The organism is Agromyces hippuratus (assembly GCF_013410355.1).
GTDB lineage: Bacteria > Actinomycetota > Actinomycetes > Actinomycetales > Microbacteriaceae > Agromyces > Agromyces hippuratus.
Genome location: NZ_JACCFI010000001.1, coordinates 1,042,835 through 1,058,410, shown reverse-complemented (window position 1 = coordinate 1,058,410; position 15,576 = coordinate 1,042,835). Strand labels below are relative to the sequence as shown.

The following is a 15,576-nucleotide window of genomic DNA, read 5'->3' as shown; positions in this document are numbered from 1 at the left end:
CGACCTGCCGTTTCGGGCACGCCGAGGGCTACGGTAGTGGCATGAGCACAGACACCGGAGCACAGTACGTCGCGGAGTTCCTCGACGGCCCGCTCGAGGGGGAGTTCGAGCACCGTATCCTCGTGGGCGGCAAGCCCGAGTCGCGCGTCGGCATGGTCGCCGCCGTCGACGGCCTCGAATCGCTGTTCTGGTACGACGCTGTCGACGAGCGCGAGGTCAACGGCCAGGTACGCGTGCAGTTCCGGTTCGACGCCGACGACTCCGACCCCGTCGAGTCCGACGACGAGAACGACTGAGGGCGTCGCCCGCCGTCAGCTCTGCTGGGCGGCGATGAACGCGCCGATGATGGCGGCGGGATTGGCGAGTCGCCAGATGGGCCCCGGGTCGCGGATCGCGCTGGTCATCTCGAGCGGTGAGGCGACATCGCCGTTGCCCGTCGAGATGCTGATGCGTCCGACCTCGCTCCCGGCGGAGGCGGTCGTGAACGGCTCGACGGTCACGGATGCCCCGGCGACGCTGTTGCCCCACGAAGCATCCGTTCGGCTGACCGAAGCGATGAGATCGGCACGATCGCCCCATGCCGCCTCCACGCTCGCGTAGGGCGTGCCGGCCGTGATGATCTCGACCGGAACCGCCGACTCGGCACTCGAGGCCACGGCCGTGCTCACGGCGGCGTCGAGCGTCTCGTAGTCGGGCATGAGCGTCGTGGCACCCACGAGCCGGTACGGCGTCTCGTCATCGGGTCCGGGCACCGTGGTGGTGTAGACGAAGGTCACGCCAGCCTGGTCGGTGTAGCTGCGCGCGAGCGCCCGTACGCCGGCCTCACCCGAACGTGCGACGTTGTCGGGGATGTTCCGCTCGCCTGCCACCGCCGGCGCGTCGGCGATCCCGTAGACCTCGGCGAGTCGCGGGTCGGCCAGAACAAGGGCGGCGAGGCGGGTGAGCTCCTCGGGAGTGCCGACGTTGTCGCCCGAGAGCCCGGTGGCGTCGGCGACGTGCGTCGCGGTGAAGCCGTTCTCGGCGAGCCAGGTATTGGCGGCTTCGACGTACGGGTCGACGCCGCCGAACGCCCACCGTGCGAGGGTGTCGGCGTGGTTGTTGCTCGAGGCGAGCAGCACCGCCCGCACGACGTCGCGTTCGGTCCACTTCTCGCCGGGCAGCACGGGGAGCGTGCGCGTGTCCTCGGCGACGTAACGGAGGTAGTCGGTGTAGTCGGCCGGCCCGATCGTGATGTCGGGGCCACCGCCCTCGGCCGGCAGCGGAAGCGTGTCGAGGGTGGCCAGCACCGTGACGAGCTTCACGGCGCCGCCGATCGGCACCGGCTCGGTGTCACCGCCCACTCCGAGTGTGGTGGCTGCGCCGTCGTCGGCGAGCACCGCCATCGCGCTCGCGCCGTCTGCGGGGAGGGTGACGGGCGCCGCGCCCTCGCCGGGTGCCGTGTCAGCGCCTTCGGCGACCGTGACGTTCACCGCCGGAAGCGGGCCGAGGAGCATCGCCGGGCCGTAGACCCCGATGCCGAGGATCGCGATCGCGCCGACGGCGATGCCGACGATGCGGCCGGGGGTCATCCTCATTGAATCAGCGTAACCCGCCGCGGATCACGCCCAGCCCAGCTCGTGCAGCCGGTCGTCGTCGATGCCGTAGAAGTGCGCGATCTCGTGCACCAACGTGACGTGGATCTCTTCACGGAGTTCGTCTTCGTCGGCGCAGATCGCGAGGAGCGGCTCGCGGTAGAGGATGATGCGGTCGGGCATCTCGCCGAACCCGTAGCGATCGCGTTCGGTCAGTGCGAAGCCGTCGTAGAGGCCGAGCAGGTCGAGCGAGCCGTCTTCGGGTCGGTCTTCGACGACGAACACGACGTTCTCGAGGCCGTCGACCATGTCGTCGGGCAACTGGTCGAGTTCATCGACGACGATCGTTTCGAACGCCTCGGCATCGAGTTCCACGAGCGGCTCCGATCGAAGTGCGACGGGCGTGAAACGGCTTTCGCCGAGAACAGCGGCTTTCGCCGGGAACAGCATTGGGGTGAGTAACGGGGCTTGAACCCGCGACCTCCTGGACCACAACCAGGCGCTCTACCGACTGAGCTATACCCACCATGTGTCGACCGCTTGACGCGATCTGGCAACTCAAAGAGACTACTACACCTTGGAGGCGAACTCGTTCACCACGGCTGCAGACAGGCTCTGGAGTTCGGCCGTCGAGGGGCCGGGCTCGGCGACGAAGACCGCGCGACGGTAGTAGTGCAGCTCGCGGATCGACTCCTGGATGTCGGCGAGGGCGCGGTGCCCGCCGTTCTTCTGGGGGGAGTTGAAGTAGGCGCGCGGGAACCAGCGCTTCGCGAGTTCTTTGATCGAGGAGACGTCGACGCTGCGGTAATGCAGGTGCGCGTCGAGCCGCGGCATGTACTTCGCGAGGAACGCGCGGTCGGTGCCGATGGAATTGCCGGCGAGCGGAGCCTTCTGCTCGTCGGGGACATGCTGCAGCACGTACTCGAGCACCTGGTACTCGGCGTCGGCGACGCTCACGCCGTTGGGGATCTCTTCGATGAGGCCCGACGTCGTGTGCATCTCGCGAACGAAGTCGCCCATGTTCTCGAGTGCGCTGGCATCGGGCTTGATGACGATGCTGAGACCGGCGTCGACGGGGTTGAGGTCGTAGTCGGTGATGATGACCGCGATCTCGACGAGCTCGTCGACCTCGAGGTCGAGTCCGGTCATCTCGCAGTCGATCCAGACCAGGCGGTCGCTCGAAGAAGGCATGCAGAGAGTCTATCCGGGCGCACCGACGGCGCTGCTCGGGCGGTATCGCAGGATCCACGAGGGCGCTCGGCCCGGGCTTCGAAGGGATCGGCTACAGGAGTGCCCCCGGCAGGAATTGAACCTGCGACCAAGAGATTAGAAGGCTCCTGCTCTATCCGCTGAGCTACGGGGGCGGCGGTGCCAGCATACCGGGGCGAGCCGGGTCAGCCCTCGACGGGGACGAGGGGATCGTCTTCGCTGGTGCGGGTCACGGCATCCGACCGCCCCTTGCGGATGGCGAGGGCGATCAGCGGGAAGAGCAGCACCGAGAGCATGCCAGCACCGACGAGTGCGGCCGCGGTGCCGCTCGGCAGGTCGCCGTTGTCGACGCCGATCGCTGTCACGGCGACGATGATCGGCAGACCCGTGGCGCCGAACAGCGCGGTCGCCACCAGATCTCGCCGACTCGAACCGGCCGGGGCGGCGAGCAGCGAGGGCAGGCCGCGAACGACGAGCAGCAGCACGAGGAACACGGGCAGCAGCACCGTCGTGCGCACGTCGGCGAAGAGCGATTCGAGGTCGAACGCGACTCCGGTGTTGATGAAGAACACGGGAACCAGGAACCCGTAGCCGACCGCTTCGAGCTTCGTCTCGACCACTTCGACGTCGCGTTCCGGGGCACCGGAGATCAGCAGGCGGTACAGCACGCCGGCGGTGAATGCCCCGAGCAGCATGTCGAGATCGAGCACGATGCTGAGCGCCACGAGCGCGAGCAGCACGAAGATGACGAGTCGCACCGCGAACTGTCCGCTCGTGTGCAGCGTCGCCGTGATCACCCGGTGCATGCGCCTGCCCACACCCTTGGCCGCCAACCAGATCGCGATGCCCGCGATCACGGCGAACGAGAGCAGCACGATGGTGGCCAGCAGAGGGCTGCGCCCGCTCAGGAAGATGGAGATCGCGAGCAGCGGCCCGAACTCGCCGACGGCGCCGAGGGCGATCACCGCGATGCCGAACGGGGTGCCGAGGTCGCCCGAATCGCGCAGCACCGGCATGATCGTGCCGAGCGCCGTCGAGGTCAGCGCGATGCCGATGAACGCCGCCGCAGGCAGGTCCGCAGCGAGGAGCGTCGCAATGCCGATGCCCGCCGCGAGTGAGATGATCCATCCGATCGCCGCGCGGCTCAGCGGCCGACCGCGGATGGCTCGGAAGTCGATCTCGTTGCCCGCCAGGAAGAAGAGCATGGCCAGGCCGAAGTCGGCCAGCAGGGTCATGAAGTCGTCGGGAACGATCCATCCGAGCACCGCCGGGCCGAGCAGGAGGCCGAGCACGATCTCGAAGACGACGAGGGGTATGGCCACCCATTTGCCGATCGCGCGCACGAGCAGCGGCGCCGCGACGGCGATCGCCGGCACGAGCACCATGGTTCCGATCGAGATCTCCAAGAGGCACTCCGTTCAGGGCGGCAGGTGATGCCTGTCGAGATGTTAGCGGAGCGCGCGGGCGACGCCGCGGTGGCCCCCGGATGCATCCGGTTCGCCTGCCGGAAACATGACGACGGTATGGTCGTGGCATGCGAGACCTGCAGTCGCGAATCATCGCCGAACTCAACGTCACCCCGGTCATCGACCCCGCCGAGCAGGCGCGTGCCCGCATCGACTTCCTGAAGTCGTACGTGCGCGCGACGGGAGCCAACGGCCTCGTGCTCGGCATCAGCGGCGGCCAGGACTCCACGCTCGCTGGTCGGTTGTGCCGGATCGCGGTCGACGAACTCGACGCCGAGGGGACTCCGTCGCGGTTCGTCGCGGTGCGCCTGCCGTACGGCGTGCAGCGCGATGAAGACGACGCTCAGTTGGCGTTGGACTTCATCCAGCCGCAGGAGACCGTGGTCTTCAACATCAAGGGCGGCGTCGACGGGCTCACCGAGGACTTCGCGGCGGCGACCGAGGTGCCGCTCAGCGACTTCGGCAAGGGCAACGTCAAGGCGCGCATGCGGATGGTGGCGCAGTACGCCCTCGCTGGCGAGGGCGGACTGCTGGTGGTCGGCACCGATCACGCGGCCGAGGCCGTCACGGGCTTCTTCACCAAGTACGGCGACGGGGGAGCCGACGTGCTTCCCCTCACGGGACTCACCAAGCGTCAGGGGCGGGCGCTGCTCGAGCACCTCGGTGCTCCCGAGCGCCTGTACCTCAAGGTGCCGACGGCAGATCTGCTCGACACGAACCCCGGTCAGTCCGACGAGGCGAACCTCGGCCTGAGCTACGCCGATCTCGACGCGTACCTCGAGGGCGAGGAGATCGACGAGTCGATTGCCGAGCGCATCGAAGCGCGCTTCCTGCAGACGTGCCACAAGCGCACTGTTCCGGTGTCGATGTTCGACGATTGGTGGCGCTGAGCGCCCCCGATGCGCGTGTCACGCCTGCAACGCCGCAGTGAGATCGCTCGTGCGGTCGAAGGCGCAGTCGAGAGCTCGGCGTAGCGTTCGCGAGCGCGGTTCAGCGCAGCTGATCGCCCTGCAGTGTGGGAGTCGGTGCGGTGTTCGCGGTCTCGGTGGTGGCGTCGTCGGAGATGGTGACGCTGCCCTGATACCGCTGCTGGTGCTGTTCGGCGACCCACGCGTCCTGCTGGTCGATGGCGGACTGCTCGGGCTCCTGACGCTGCGTGCGCCAGCGGGCGAGATCGTTCAGGAACTGACGGCGCGTGCGCCCGGGGTGGCGCTGCCACTCGAGGAGGCGGTCACGGAACTCCACGACCGCGGGGTCGAGCTGGTATCCGAACGTGGCCGACGCCCGCTTGAGCTCGTGGAGTTGGTGGGCCGCCCAGTTCGCCGCGACATCCGACCCGCGGATCGGCAGCAGTCGCACGATGATGTCGGCCTGGCCCACGGCGCGGTCGGCGAGCACCTGCTCTTGCGGCGTCAGCGAGTTCCACACCGACGCCTCGGTCGCAGCGTCGACGAGTGCGGCGATCGCGGCGGCCTTCGCCTCGCGATCGCGCTGCGCGACGAGGCGCTTGATCGCGAGATTGGCGATCCACACGGCGAGCAGCCCAGCGGCGAGCACCGCGAAGAACAGCACGACGGCGGAGAACACCGTGGGCCGCGAAGCGCTCGTACCGAGCCAGGAGATGAGATCGTTCCACCACTGCATGGCCGCAGATTACCCCCGCTGTGCGGCTCGACGATCGAGCGTCGACGGCGCGCCCGAATACGCGTCGCGCGAGCTCAGCGAAAGACCTCGGCGGCATCGCGCGACGACCAGAACTCGCCGAGTTCGATCGAGCGGATGCCTCCTGCGACGAGTCGCTTCGCCCCGAAGCGCACCTCGTCGCCGAAGCCGCGCTGCTCGATGTGCCCGAGCACCGCGCCCTGCGGGCGGGTGACTCGCCACAGGCCCGGCGCGGCCGGGGAGATCTGCAGGCCGGGCACGACGTCGGGGAACGGCTCTCGCGTGCGCGATGCGTTGATGGCGATGGCGGACATGTCGCTCCTCTCGTGATGCAGCCGGCCCTGCGGTGTGTCACGAGCGTACGGCGGGCCACCGACATCCGATCGGTGTTCGCGAGCCGTCGCCGAGCGGCGGTGCCCGGCCGAGTTCGGCCGGGCACCGCGGAGCCCCGTCGTGCTCAGCCGAGCACGGTGCCGTGCGCGGCGAACGGCTCGATGCGCTCGATCTCGTCGCCGGTGAGCGGTGCCGCGTCGAGCGCGGCGATGTTCTGCTCGAGCTGGGCGACGCTCGAGGCGCCGATCAGCGCGCTCGCGACGAGCGGCTGGCGCAGCACCCAGGTGAGGGCGAGCTGGGCGAGCGTCTGGCCGCGTTCCTTCGCGATCGCATCGAGCGCGCGGGCGCGCTCGAGGTACTCGCCGCTGATCGTGTCGGGAGAGAGGAACCGGCTCGTCGCCGCCCGGGAGTCGGCGGGAACGTCGCCGCCGAGGTACCGATCGGTCAGGAGGCCCTGCGCGAGCGGCGAGAAGACGATGCTCGCGGCGCCGACCTCTTCGAGCGCCGGGAACAGGCCGTCTTCGATGTGACGGTCGAACATCGAATAGCGCGGCTGGTGGATGAGGAGCGGCACGCCCTCGGCTTCGAGCGCTGCCGCGGCGGCGCGGGTCTGGTCGGGGTCGTAGTTCGAGATGCCCACGTAGAGCGCCTTGCCCTGTCGCACCGCCGTCGCGAGCGCACCCATCGTCTCCTCGATCGGCGTCTCGGGGTCGGGGCGGTGCGAGTAGAAGATGTCGACGTAGTCGAGGCCGAGACGCCCGAGGCTCTGGTCGAGCGACGAGAGCACGTACTTGCGCGAACCCCACTCGCCGTACGGGCCGGGCCACATGTCGTAGCCGGCCTTCGACGAGATGATGAGCTCGTCGCGGTACGGCGCGAGATCGTCGGCGAGGATGCGACCGAAGTTCACCTCGGCGCTGCCGGGAGGCGGCCCGTAGTTGTTCGCGAGATCGAAGTGCGTGACACCGAGGTCGAAGGCGCGGCGCACGATCGCGCGCTGGGTGTCGTAGGGGCGTTCGTGGCCGAAGTTGTGCCAGAGGCCGAGCGAGAGTGCCGGGAGCTTCAGGCCGCTGCGGCCCACCCGGTTGTATTGCATGCGGTCGTAGCGTTCGGGGAGGGCGACGTAGCTCATGGAGCAACTCTAGGTCGCCGACTCGTCCTCCACAGTCGCGTGACGGCCGGCTTCCGCACCACTTGCGCACGAGGCATGCGGATGCCTCGGACGGCCCTCGATGCTGAACGGAACGCGGCTCCGGGGTGACGATCCGGCACGAGCGCCTCCCGGAGCCGCGTGCCGTCGACTCGCGACGGCATCCGACCGAGGAGTGCAGCACATGACCGACATCATCACCGTGACGGGAGTCGTGGGAACCGATCCCAAGCACCACGTCACCAGCGGCGGACTCGCCATCACCACGTTCCGGCTCGCCTCGACCAGGCGGGTGTTCGATCGCGCGAAGGCCACTTGGGAAGACGGGGAGACCAACTGGTACACCGTCTCCGCCTTCCGCCAGCTCGCCATGAACGCGAGCCTCTCGATCCGCAAGGGCGAGCGCCTCATCATCCGCGGTCGGCTGCGGCTGCGGGCCTGGGAGACCGGCGAGCGGTCGGGCACGGCCGTCGAGATCGAGGCCGATTCCATCGGGCACGACCTCGCCTGGTGCGTGACCTCCTACGCCAAAGTGCGGTCCACGCGACCGGCGGATGCCGCGGCAGCGGCGTCGTCGCACGGTGAATCGGGCGACGCGGTCGCCGGTTACGACGCGACGGCGATCGGCGCCGACCCGGTGGCCGACGACGGCTCGTCCGCGTGGCCCGGCACCGCTCCGCTGCGGTCGCTCGGGTTCGGCTCCGAAGGCGACGTCGATGCCGACGCCGACGTCGACGTCGACGCGGAGACGCACAGCGGCTCCGACGATGCCGACGACCTGGTGCTGCCCGAACTCGAATCGACGTTCGCCGGCTGATCGGGAGTGTCCGAGGCCGCCGACGGCCCGCCCGAGCCGCCTTCGAGGGCGCACCGCCTAGAATCGGCTCGGGCGGTCGCCACCGCCGGTGAGGGGAACGATGAGACGGCGGTTCGGTACCAGCGTGGCCCTTGCGTTCGCCGGGGTCGCGATGCTCGTGGGCCTGACGGCCTGCACGTTCGACGATCCCGAGCCGACGGGGCCCTCGACCGCACGGCCGACGCCGTCCGCCCCGGGCGCCGCCGCACCGACCGCACCGGAGTTCCGTCCCGAGCTCTCCGCGACCGAGAACCAGCCCTACTTCGACTGGGTGAACGGCGGTGTGATCGCGGCGAACGCCGCGGCCGGCGGGCGGGACTTCATCGATGCGCTCGCGGCCGCAGGGTTCGACAAGGCGCAGATGCAGGTCACCGCCGACACGACGACGATCGGAGACCCTGCCGACTCGGTCCAGTTCTCCGTGCTCTTCCAGGGCGAATGCCTCGTCGGCCAGTACGGTCCGAAGTCCGACGGATATCACGGGGCGGTCCGCCCGCCGCTCGGCACCGGCACCTGTCTCGTCGGGCAGACCCGCCCCATAGACTGGTAGGCGACATGGCTGATTACATTTACTCGATGGTTCGCGCCCGCAAGGCGGTCGGCGACAAGGTCATCCTCGATGACGTGACGATGGCATTCCTTCCCGGAGCGAAGATCGGCGTGGTCGGCCCGAACGGTGCCGGCAAGTCGACGATCCTCAAGATCATGGCGGGTCTCGACCAGCCGTCCAACGGCGAGGCGCGCTTGAGCCCCGGATTCTCCGTGGGCATCCTCATGCAGGAGCCGGTGCTCGACGAGACCAAGACGGTGCTCGAGAACGTGCAGGAGGGCGTCGGCCCGATCAAGGCGAAGCTCGACCGCTTCAATGAGATCTCGCTGGCCATGGCGGAGCCCGACGCCGATTTCGATGCACTGCTCGCCGAGATGGGCGTGCTGCAGGAGGCCATCGACGCCGCCGACGCCTGGGACCTCGACTCCCAGCTCGAGCAGGCGATGGACGCCCTGCGCTGCCCGCCGGGCGACGAGCAGATCTCCGTGCTCTCGGGCGGTGAGAAGCGCCGCGTCGCGCTCTGCAAGCTGCTGCTCCAGAAGCCCGACCTGCTGCTCCTCGACGAGCCCACCAACCACCTCGACGCCGAGAGCGTGCTCTGGCTCGAGCAGCACCTCGCCAAGTACCCCGGCGCCGTGCTCGCCGTCACGCACGACCGGTACTTCCTCGACCACGTCGCCGAGTGGATCTGCGAGGTCGACCGCGGTCGCCTCTACCCCTACGAAGGAAACTACTCGACGTACCTCGAGAAGAAGCAGGAACGCCTCAGCGTCCAGGGCAAGAAGGACGCCAAGCTCGCCAAGCGCCTCGCCGAAGAGCTCGAGTGGGTCCGATCGAACGCGAAGGGGCGCCAGGCGAAGTCGAAGGCGCGTCTGGCCCGCTATGAAGAGATGGCGACCGAGGCCGAGCGCACGCGCAAGCTCGACTTCGAGGAGATCGTCATCCCCGTCGGCCCGCGCCTCGGCGCGCAGGTCATCGAGGCCAAGAAGCTGCGCAAGGGCTTCGGCGAACGCATCCTCATCGAAGACCTGAGCTTCAGCCTGCCGCGCAACGGCATCGTCGGCATCATCGGCCCCAACGGCGTCGGCAAGACGACGCTGTTCAAGACGATCGTCGGGCTCGAGCCGCTCGATGGCGGGGAACTGAAGATCGGCGAGACGGTCGACATCTCCTACGTCGACCAGAGCCGTGGCGGCATCGACCCGAACAAGAACCTGTGGGAGGTGGTCTCCGACGGCCTCGACTACATCATCGTCGGCAAGACCGAGATCCCGTCGCGTGCCTACGTCTCGCAGTTCGGCTTCAAGGGGCCCGACCAGCAGAAGAAGGCCGGCGTGCTCTCGGGCGGTGAGCGCAACCGCCTGAACCTCGCGCTCACGCTGAAGCAGGGCGGCAACCTGCTGCTCCTCGACGAACCGACCAACGACCTCGACGTCGAGACTCTCTCGAGCCTCGAGAACGCGCTGCTCGAGTTCCCCGGCTGCGCCGTGGTCATCACCCACGACCGGTGGTTCCTCGACCGCATCGCGACGCACATCCTCGCGTACGAGGGCACCGAGGAGGACCCCGCCAACTGGTACTGGTTCGAGGGCAACTTCGAGTCGTATGAGCAGAACAAGATCGAGCGGCTCGGGCCCGACGCGGCGAAGCCGCACCGTTCGGCCTACCGCAAGCTCACCAGGGACTGACATGCGCCTGCACGTGCCCACTCCGCTGCGGTGGAGCGACCTCGATGCCTACGGGCACGTGAACAACGCCCGGATGCTGAGCCTCCTCGAGGAGGCTCGCATCCAGGCGTTCTGGGTGAGCGACGACACGTCCGAGCACGCTGCCGGCGCATCGACGGCGGTGCTCGATGCGACTCCCGGCGCGACCACGATCACGCTGATCGCGCGCCAGGAGGTCGAGTACCTCGCGCCGATCCCGTATCAGCGTCAGCCGGTCGACATCGAACTCTGGATCGGCCACATGGGCGGGGCGAGCCTCGACGTCTGCTACGAGGTCTACTCGCCGGCCGGCGTCGATCCACGCGTGCTGTACACCCGCGCGGTCACGACCATCGTGCTCGTCGATGCGGTGACCGAGCGGCCGCGCCGCATCGGCGACACCGAACGCGCGGCGTGGGAGCCGTACCTCGGCGACCCGATCGCGTTCCGACGACGCTGAGTCGCCGTTTCAGTCTTCGAGCGGCTCGTCGCTGAACGAGCCCTCCCAGACGGCGCGACTTCCCGCCTCCGCGATCTGCACGAGCGTCCACGTCGACCCTGCGGTGATCACGAGCGCACCCACCGTCAGCACCGCGCCTACGGCAAGCCGGATGGCGCGGCTCGGCGCAGCCCCGGTTGCAGCGCCGTCACCCGCCGCACCGCGCCGCCGTGCGGCGCGCTCGACGAGCGCCCAACCGCTGATCGCCGCGGCCAGCACGAGCAATGCGACGAGCCACGGCACGATGTCTTCGCCCTGCGCGGTGTGCATCTGGATCAGCGGCGCCGGCGGCACCCGCTGTTCGAGCCACTTGCCGGCCTCGATCGTGACGAGGCCGAGCGGCAGCAGCAGCGCCGCAGCGATGAAGGCCGGGAGCCACAGCACCCGCCGCGCCGCAGGCCATGCCGCGATCACGATGAGCAGCAGACCGAGTAACGGCGTCAGCACCACGACGGCGTGCACGAGCAGCACGTGCAGGGGGAGCCCCGCGAACGTGTAGTCCATCGTCAGGACGCCGCGACGATGCGGTCGCCCGAGACGGCGACGGCGATCGGGCTCAGCGGTTCGAGCGCGGGACCCTGGATGACGTCGCCCGTCGCGGCGTCGAACATCGACCCATGGCAGGGGCAGTGGAACTCGTCGCCCGCTGCGGCGACGACGCACTGCTGGTGCGTGCAGATCGCGCTGAACGCGACGACCTGGCCAGCAGTCGGTTGCGCGAGCAATGCGGGTGCCCCGTCGATCTTGGTGTCGATGCTCCCGCCGACCGGCACGTCGGCGAGGGCGGCGATGTCGCCTCCGACGGCCGGTGCATCGGGCGCCGCGGTTGCATCGGTCGGCGGATCTTCGACGAGGCTCGGAGGAGCGTCACTGGCCGAGCCGCTCGGGCTCGGGGCATCCGCTGCACAGCCGGCAAGTGCGAGTGCGCCTCCGATGGCGCCGGCGGAACCCAGGGTGAGGATGGTGCGTCGGGTGGGATCGGTCATCGCCAGAACTCCTTCGTCCGCGTCGCTCGCGTCGGCGAGCGTCCATGGCACCCATTCTGGGTCACCATCCGTGGAGGACGGTGGATTCCACAGGATCTATTCAGTCGGAGCCGACGGGCGAGCGGACTCGGGCACCCGCACCATGCCCTCTTGCGCGACGCTCGCCACCAGCTCGCCATCGCGGGTGTAGATGCGTCCGAGCGAGAGGCCGCGGCCGCCGCTCGCCGACGGCGAATCCTGCGTGTAGAGCAGCCATTCGTCGACACGGGCGTCGCGGTGCCACCACATGGCGTGGTCGAGGCTCGCGACCTTCAGCCCGGGTGTCGCCCAGGCGACGCCGTGCGCACGCAGGATGGGTTCGAGGATCGAGTAGTCGCTCGCGTAGGCGAGCGCGGCACGGTGCATGTTGAGGTCGTCGGGCAGGCGGCCGAACGCCTTCATCCACACCGCCTGGCGCGGCACCCGCTCGCCTTCGACCCTGAGGTACACGGGGGAGGGGACATGCCGCACGTCGAACGCGCGCTCGTTCGACCAGTAGCGGGCGATGTCGTGATCGAAGGCGCCGAGCACGTCGGCCGTCGACGGCAGCGTCTCGGGGTCGGGCAGGTCGGTCGGCATCTCCACCTGGTGCGAGACGCCGTCGTCTTCGGTCTGGAACGAGGCGATGAGCGAGAGGATCGGCACGCCGTTCTGGAAGGCGTGCGTGCGACGGGTCGAGAACGAACGGCCGTCGTGCAGCCGGTCGACCGAGAAGGTGATGGGGTGCGCCACGTCGCCGGGCCGCAGGAAGTAGCCGTGCATCGAGTGGATCGTGCGGTCGTCGGCGACCGTGCGCATCGCGGCGATGAGCGACTGGGCGAGCACCTGGCCGCCGAAGACACGCCCGAGCGGCATCCACTGCGAGGGACCGGTGAAGATGTCTTCAGTGGTGCGAGCACCTGTGTCGGTGAGGTGCAGGGTGCTCAGCAGGCCGTCGATCGGACCGTTCATCGTTCCTCCGTGTCGGTGGTCGGTGACCGCTCGTGACCCTCTGAGCGTGTGACCGCCGGGGCGGCGGCGCTCTCTTGGTAGTTTAGACAGGAGATGGCTCAACAACTCACGCTCGCCGACAGCTTGTCGCTCGGAGATCTGCACACCTACCTGCAGCGCGCAGGACGCGTCGAAGACGGTTCGGTGCGCCTCATCGCGGGCTCCGGCATCCTCGCCGTGTACACCGCGATCCTGTACCCGCGGGGCATTCTCGACGAGAGCCCCACCGTGCTGGGCCTGCGCACGTTCGCCCTCGCCGACGACGAGGAGTTCGACTCGGTCGTGCCGATGCGCTCCCTCGTCGAGCGCATCGTGCGTGCACGAGGCGAGCTCGGCGAAGACGACGACTCGCGTCCCGTGTCGATGTCGCGACCGCCCGAGGTCAACACGGTCACCTGGGCGGGCATCTCGCCGCCGCGGGGCGGCTGGCGACCGCTCGGCACGACGGATGCCGCGACGCTCGAGGCTGCGGCACGTGCGGGCATCGAGGAGGTCGCCGAGGCGATTCCGGCCGGCACGGGGGAGCAGCTCGTGCAGCGCGTGCGCTCCGAGGTGTGGGGGCGCGGCGTCGAAGGCGTCGAGTACCTCCCCACCGGCGCTGCGTTCGCCGCGTACAGCCTGGGCTTCCTCGGCGACGACGAGGTGAAGCTCTTCGAGACGGGTCCGTGGACCCGGCTCTCGTCGCGCCGCGGGCACGTGCTCGTGCGCCGCAAGCCCTGGACCCTGAAGGCCTGACTTCCGCTGGTTGAGCCGGTCGAAACCCTGCCGCGTCGGTTTCGACAGGCTCAACCCGCAAGAAGTCTCGACAGGCTCAACCCGCAAGAAGTCTCGACAGGCTCAACCCGCAAGAATGCGTCAGCCCCGGGCGATCGCGCGCCCTGCTGCGCGGCCCGTGAAGAGGCATCCGCCGAGGAAGGTGCCTTCGAGCGCTCGGTAGCCGTGCACGCCGCCACCGCCGAAGCCGGATGCCTCGCCGACGGCGTAGAGCCCGGGAACCGGTGCGCCATCCGCCCCGAGGGCACGGGAGTCGAGATCGGTCTGGATGCCGCCGAGACTCTTGCGGGTGAGGATGTGCAGCTTCACCGCGATGAGCGGCCCGGCCTTCGGGTCGAGGATCTGGTGCGGCGTCGCCACGCGGATGAGCTTGTCGCCGCGGTAGTTGCGGGCTCCGCGCACGGCAGTGAGCTGCAGGTCCTTCGTGAATTCGTTGTCGACCTCGCGGTCACGGGCGACGATCTCGCGCTCGATGTTCGCGGTGTCGAGCTCGGCCTCGGGTGAGAGAGCCCGCATGCCGTCGAGCAGTTCGTCGAGCGTGTCGGCGACCACGAAATCGACGCCGTGCTCCTTGAACGCCTCGACCGGGCCGGGCGCGCCGGAACCGAGTCTCTGCGCCAGCAGCTTCAGGTCCTTGCCGGTGAGGTCGGGGTTCTGCTCGCTGCCCGAGAGCGCGAACTCCTTCTCGATGATCTTCTGCGTGAGCACGAACCACGAGTGGTCGTGCCCGGTCGTCATGAGGTGCTCGAGGGTGCCGAGCGTGTCGAAGCCGGGGAAGAGCGGCACGGGCAGTCGCTTGCCGGTCGCGTCGAACCACAGCGACGACGGGCCGGGCAGGATGCGGATGCCGTGCATCGGCCAGATCGGGTCCCAGTTCGTGATGCCCTCGGTGTAGTGCCACATGCGGTCGCCGTTCACGAGTCGCGCACCGGATGCCTCGGCGATGCCGAGCATGCGTCCATCGACGTGAGCGGGAACACCCGAGAGCATGTGCTCGGGCGGCGTGCCGAGGCGCTCGGGCCATGCCGCGCGCACGAGGTCGTGGTTGCCGCCGATGCCGCCCGAGGCGACCACGACGGCGGGAGCGCGCAGCTCGAAGTCGCCGATGACGTCGCGGTTGCTCGACTCGCCCCGCTCCGCGGAATCCGGCGCGAGCCTGGCGCCGCGGATGCCGACGACGGCGCCGTCTTCGACGACGAGCTCGTCGACGCGGTGGCGGTGGCGGAACTCGACGAGCCCGGCCGCCTCTCCGGCCTTCACCTTGGCGATGAACGGTGCGAGCACGCCGGGGCCGGTGCCCCACGTGATGTGGAACCGCGGCACCGAATTGCCGTGCCCGATGGCGTTGTAGCCGCCGCGCTCCGCCCAGCCGACGATCGGGAAGAAGCGCACGCCCTTCTCGTGCAGCCAGGCGCGCTTCTCGCCCGCTGCGAACTCGACGTAGGCGTCGGCCCAGCGCCGCCCCCAGCCGTCTTCGTCTTCGCGGTCGAATCCGGCGGTGCCGTCCCAGTCCTGTTTCGCGAGCTCGAGCGAGTCCTTCACGCCCATGCGGCGTTGCTCGGGGGAGTCGACGAGGAAGAGGCCGCCGAACGACCAGTGCGCCTGACCGCCGAGGCTCGCTTCGGGCTCTTGATCGACGATCACGACGCGCTTGCCGGCGTCGACGAGTTCGGCTGCGGCCACGAGGCCGGAGAGGCCGGCGCCGACGACGATGGCGTCGGCCGGCTTCTGGGTGCGTTCGGTCGCGGCGGGTGCGGGGGAGGCGGCCACAAGGACTCCTTCGTC

The 15,576-nt window shown here is 69.2% G+C and carries 18 protein-coding genes and 2 tRNA genes; 7 read left to right on the top strand and 13 right to left on the bottom strand.

Translation table 11 applies throughout. The features are described from left to right. Positions 1 to 41 precede the first annotated feature (41 nt). Entirely contained in the window at positions 42 to 296 is a 255-nt protein-coding gene (locus BJY17_RS05130) for a hypothetical protein (protein WP_074258791.1), read from the top strand. A 15-nt stretch (positions 297 to 311) separates the two neighbouring features. Here BJY17_RS05130 and BJY17_RS05125 read toward each other — a convergent pair whose 3' ends face one another. The 6 genes from BJY17_RS05125 to BJY17_RS05100 all read right to left on the bottom strand — a co-directional run bounded on the left by BJY17_RS05125 (position 312) and on the right by BJY17_RS05100 (position 4,186). After that, positions 312 to 1,574: a D-alanyl-D-alanine carboxypeptidase family protein gene (locus BJY17_RS05125; protein WP_179550407.1), complete on the bottom strand. Its 1,263-nt coding sequence runs from the start codon at positions 1,572 to 1,574 to the stop codon at positions 312 to 314. A gap of 24 nt (positions 1,575 to 1,598) precedes the next feature. After that, complete coding sequence (locus BJY17_RS05120) at positions 1,599 to 1,946, bottom strand: metallopeptidase family protein (RefSeq protein ID WP_129230507.1); 348 nt, start codon at positions 1,944 to 1,946, stop codon at positions 1,599 to 1,601. Between the two features lie 75 nt (positions 1,947 to 2,021). Beyond that, positions 2,022 to 2,097: transfer RNA gene (locus BJY17_RS05115), tRNA-His, on the bottom strand. Between the two features lie 44 nt (positions 2,098 to 2,141). Next, positions 2,142 to 2,762 (bottom strand): oligoribonuclease, encoded by a 621-nt coding sequence (orn, locus tag BJY17_RS05110; protein ID WP_179550405.1) that lies wholly within the window; start codon positions 2,760 to 2,762, stop codon positions 2,142 to 2,144. A gap of 100 nt (positions 2,763 to 2,862) precedes the next feature. Next, positions 2,863 to 2,935 (bottom strand) — tRNA-Arg (locus BJY17_RS05105). Between the two features lie 30 nt (positions 2,936 to 2,965). Continuing rightward, positions 2,966 to 4,186 carry a cation:proton antiporter gene (locus BJY17_RS05100; RefSeq protein ID WP_179550404.1) on the bottom strand — a complete coding sequence of 407 codons (1,221 nt, stop codon included), beginning with the start codon at positions 4,184 to 4,186 and terminating at the stop codon, positions 2,966 to 2,968. A gap of 128 nt (positions 4,187 to 4,314) precedes the next feature. Here BJY17_RS05100 and nadE point away from each other — a divergent pair, with 128 nt between their 5' ends. After that, positions 4,315 to 5,136, top strand: coding sequence for an ammonia-dependent NAD(+) synthetase (nadE, locus tag BJY17_RS05095; RefSeq protein ID WP_179550403.1), 822 nt, complete (start codon positions 4,315 to 4,317; stop codon positions 5,134 to 5,136). 100 nt (positions 5,137 to 5,236) lie between these two features. Here nadE and BJY17_RS05090 read toward each other — a convergent pair whose 3' ends face one another. The 3 genes from BJY17_RS05090 to BJY17_RS05080 all read right to left on the bottom strand — a co-directional run bounded on the left by BJY17_RS05090 (position 5,237) and on the right by BJY17_RS05080 (position 7,373). After that, the gene (locus tag BJY17_RS05090; RefSeq protein WP_179550402.1) at positions 5,237 to 5,890 is read right to left on the bottom strand and encodes a hypothetical protein; all 654 of its coding nucleotides are present in this window, start codon (positions 5,888 to 5,890) and stop codon (positions 5,237 to 5,239) included. Positions 5,891 to 5,964: 74 nt separating this feature from the next. Then, on the bottom strand, positions 5,965 to 6,222 hold the full coding sequence (locus tag BJY17_RS05085) for a hypothetical protein (protein ID WP_179550401.1): 258 nt from the start codon (positions 6,220 to 6,222) through the stop codon (positions 5,965 to 5,967). Positions 6,223 to 6,365: 143 nt separating this feature from the next. Continuing rightward, positions 6,366 to 7,373 carry an aldo/keto reductase gene (locus tag BJY17_RS05080; protein WP_179550400.1) on the bottom strand — a complete coding sequence of 336 codons (1,008 nt, stop codon included), beginning with the start codon at positions 7,371 to 7,373 and terminating at the stop codon, positions 6,366 to 6,368. Positions 7,374 to 7,575: 202 nt separating this feature from the next. On the opposite strand from BJY17_RS05080, the gene ssb reads away from it, so the two are divergent. The 4 genes from ssb (at position 7,576) to BJY17_RS05060 (ending at position 10,963) form a co-directional block, all read left to right on the top strand. Beyond that, positions 7,576 to 8,208 carry a single-stranded DNA-binding protein gene (gene ssb, locus BJY17_RS05075; protein WP_179550399.1) on the top strand — a complete coding sequence of 211 codons (633 nt, stop codon included), beginning with the start codon at positions 7,576 to 7,578 and terminating at the stop codon, positions 8,206 to 8,208. A gap of 124 nt (positions 8,209 to 8,332) precedes the next feature. Beyond that, positions 8,333 to 8,797, top strand: coding sequence for a DUF6993 domain-containing protein (locus tag BJY17_RS05070; RefSeq protein WP_179550398.1), 465 nt, complete (start codon positions 8,333 to 8,335; stop codon positions 8,795 to 8,797). 5 nt (positions 8,798 to 8,802) lie between these two features. Further along, positions 8,803 to 10,485 carry an energy-dependent translational throttle protein EttA gene (gene ettA, locus BJY17_RS05065; RefSeq protein ID WP_179550397.1) on the top strand — a complete coding sequence of 561 codons (1,683 nt, stop codon included), beginning with the start codon at positions 8,803 to 8,805 and terminating at the stop codon, positions 10,483 to 10,485. A gap of 1 nt (position 10,486) precedes the next feature. Beyond that, the gene (locus tag BJY17_RS05060; protein ID WP_179550396.1) at positions 10,487 to 10,963 is read left to right on the top strand and encodes an acyl-CoA thioesterase; all 477 of its coding nucleotides are present in this window, start codon (positions 10,487 to 10,489) and stop codon (positions 10,961 to 10,963) included. A 9-nt stretch (positions 10,964 to 10,972) separates the two neighbouring features. Here the strand turns inward: BJY17_RS05060 and BJY17_RS05055 are convergent, their stop codons facing one another. From BJY17_RS05055 to BJY17_RS05045, 3 genes are all read right to left on the bottom strand, one after another. Then, the gene (locus BJY17_RS05055; protein ID WP_179550395.1) at positions 10,973 to 11,506 is read right to left on the bottom strand and encodes a hypothetical protein; all 534 of its coding nucleotides are present in this window, start codon (positions 11,504 to 11,506) and stop codon (positions 10,973 to 10,975) included. Between the two features lie 2 nt (positions 11,507 to 11,508). Then, positions 11,509 to 11,988 (bottom strand): QcrA and Rieske domain-containing protein, encoded by a 480-nt coding sequence (locus BJY17_RS05050; RefSeq protein ID WP_179550394.1) that lies wholly within the window; start codon positions 11,986 to 11,988, stop codon positions 11,509 to 11,511. 96 nt (positions 11,989 to 12,084) lie between these two features. Next, the gene (locus tag BJY17_RS05045; protein WP_179550393.1) at positions 12,085 to 12,978 is read right to left on the bottom strand and encodes an acyl-CoA thioesterase; all 894 of its coding nucleotides are present in this window, start codon (positions 12,976 to 12,978) and stop codon (positions 12,085 to 12,087) included. 93 nt (positions 12,979 to 13,071) lie between these two features. On the opposite strand from BJY17_RS05045, the gene BJY17_RS05040 reads away from it, so the two are divergent. Then, on the top strand, positions 13,072 to 13,752 hold the full coding sequence (locus tag BJY17_RS05040; protein WP_179550392.1) for a hypothetical protein: 681 nt from the start codon (positions 13,072 to 13,074) through the stop codon (positions 13,750 to 13,752). A 120-nt stretch (positions 13,753 to 13,872) separates the two neighbouring features. Here the strand turns inward: BJY17_RS05040 and BJY17_RS05035 are convergent, their stop codons facing one another. After that, positions 13,873 to 15,561 carry an FAD-binding dehydrogenase gene (locus BJY17_RS05035; protein WP_179550391.1) on the bottom strand — a complete coding sequence of 563 codons (1,689 nt, stop codon included), beginning with the start codon at positions 15,559 to 15,561 and terminating at the stop codon, positions 13,873 to 13,875. Between the last annotated feature and the right edge of the window lie 15 nt (positions 15,562 to 15,576).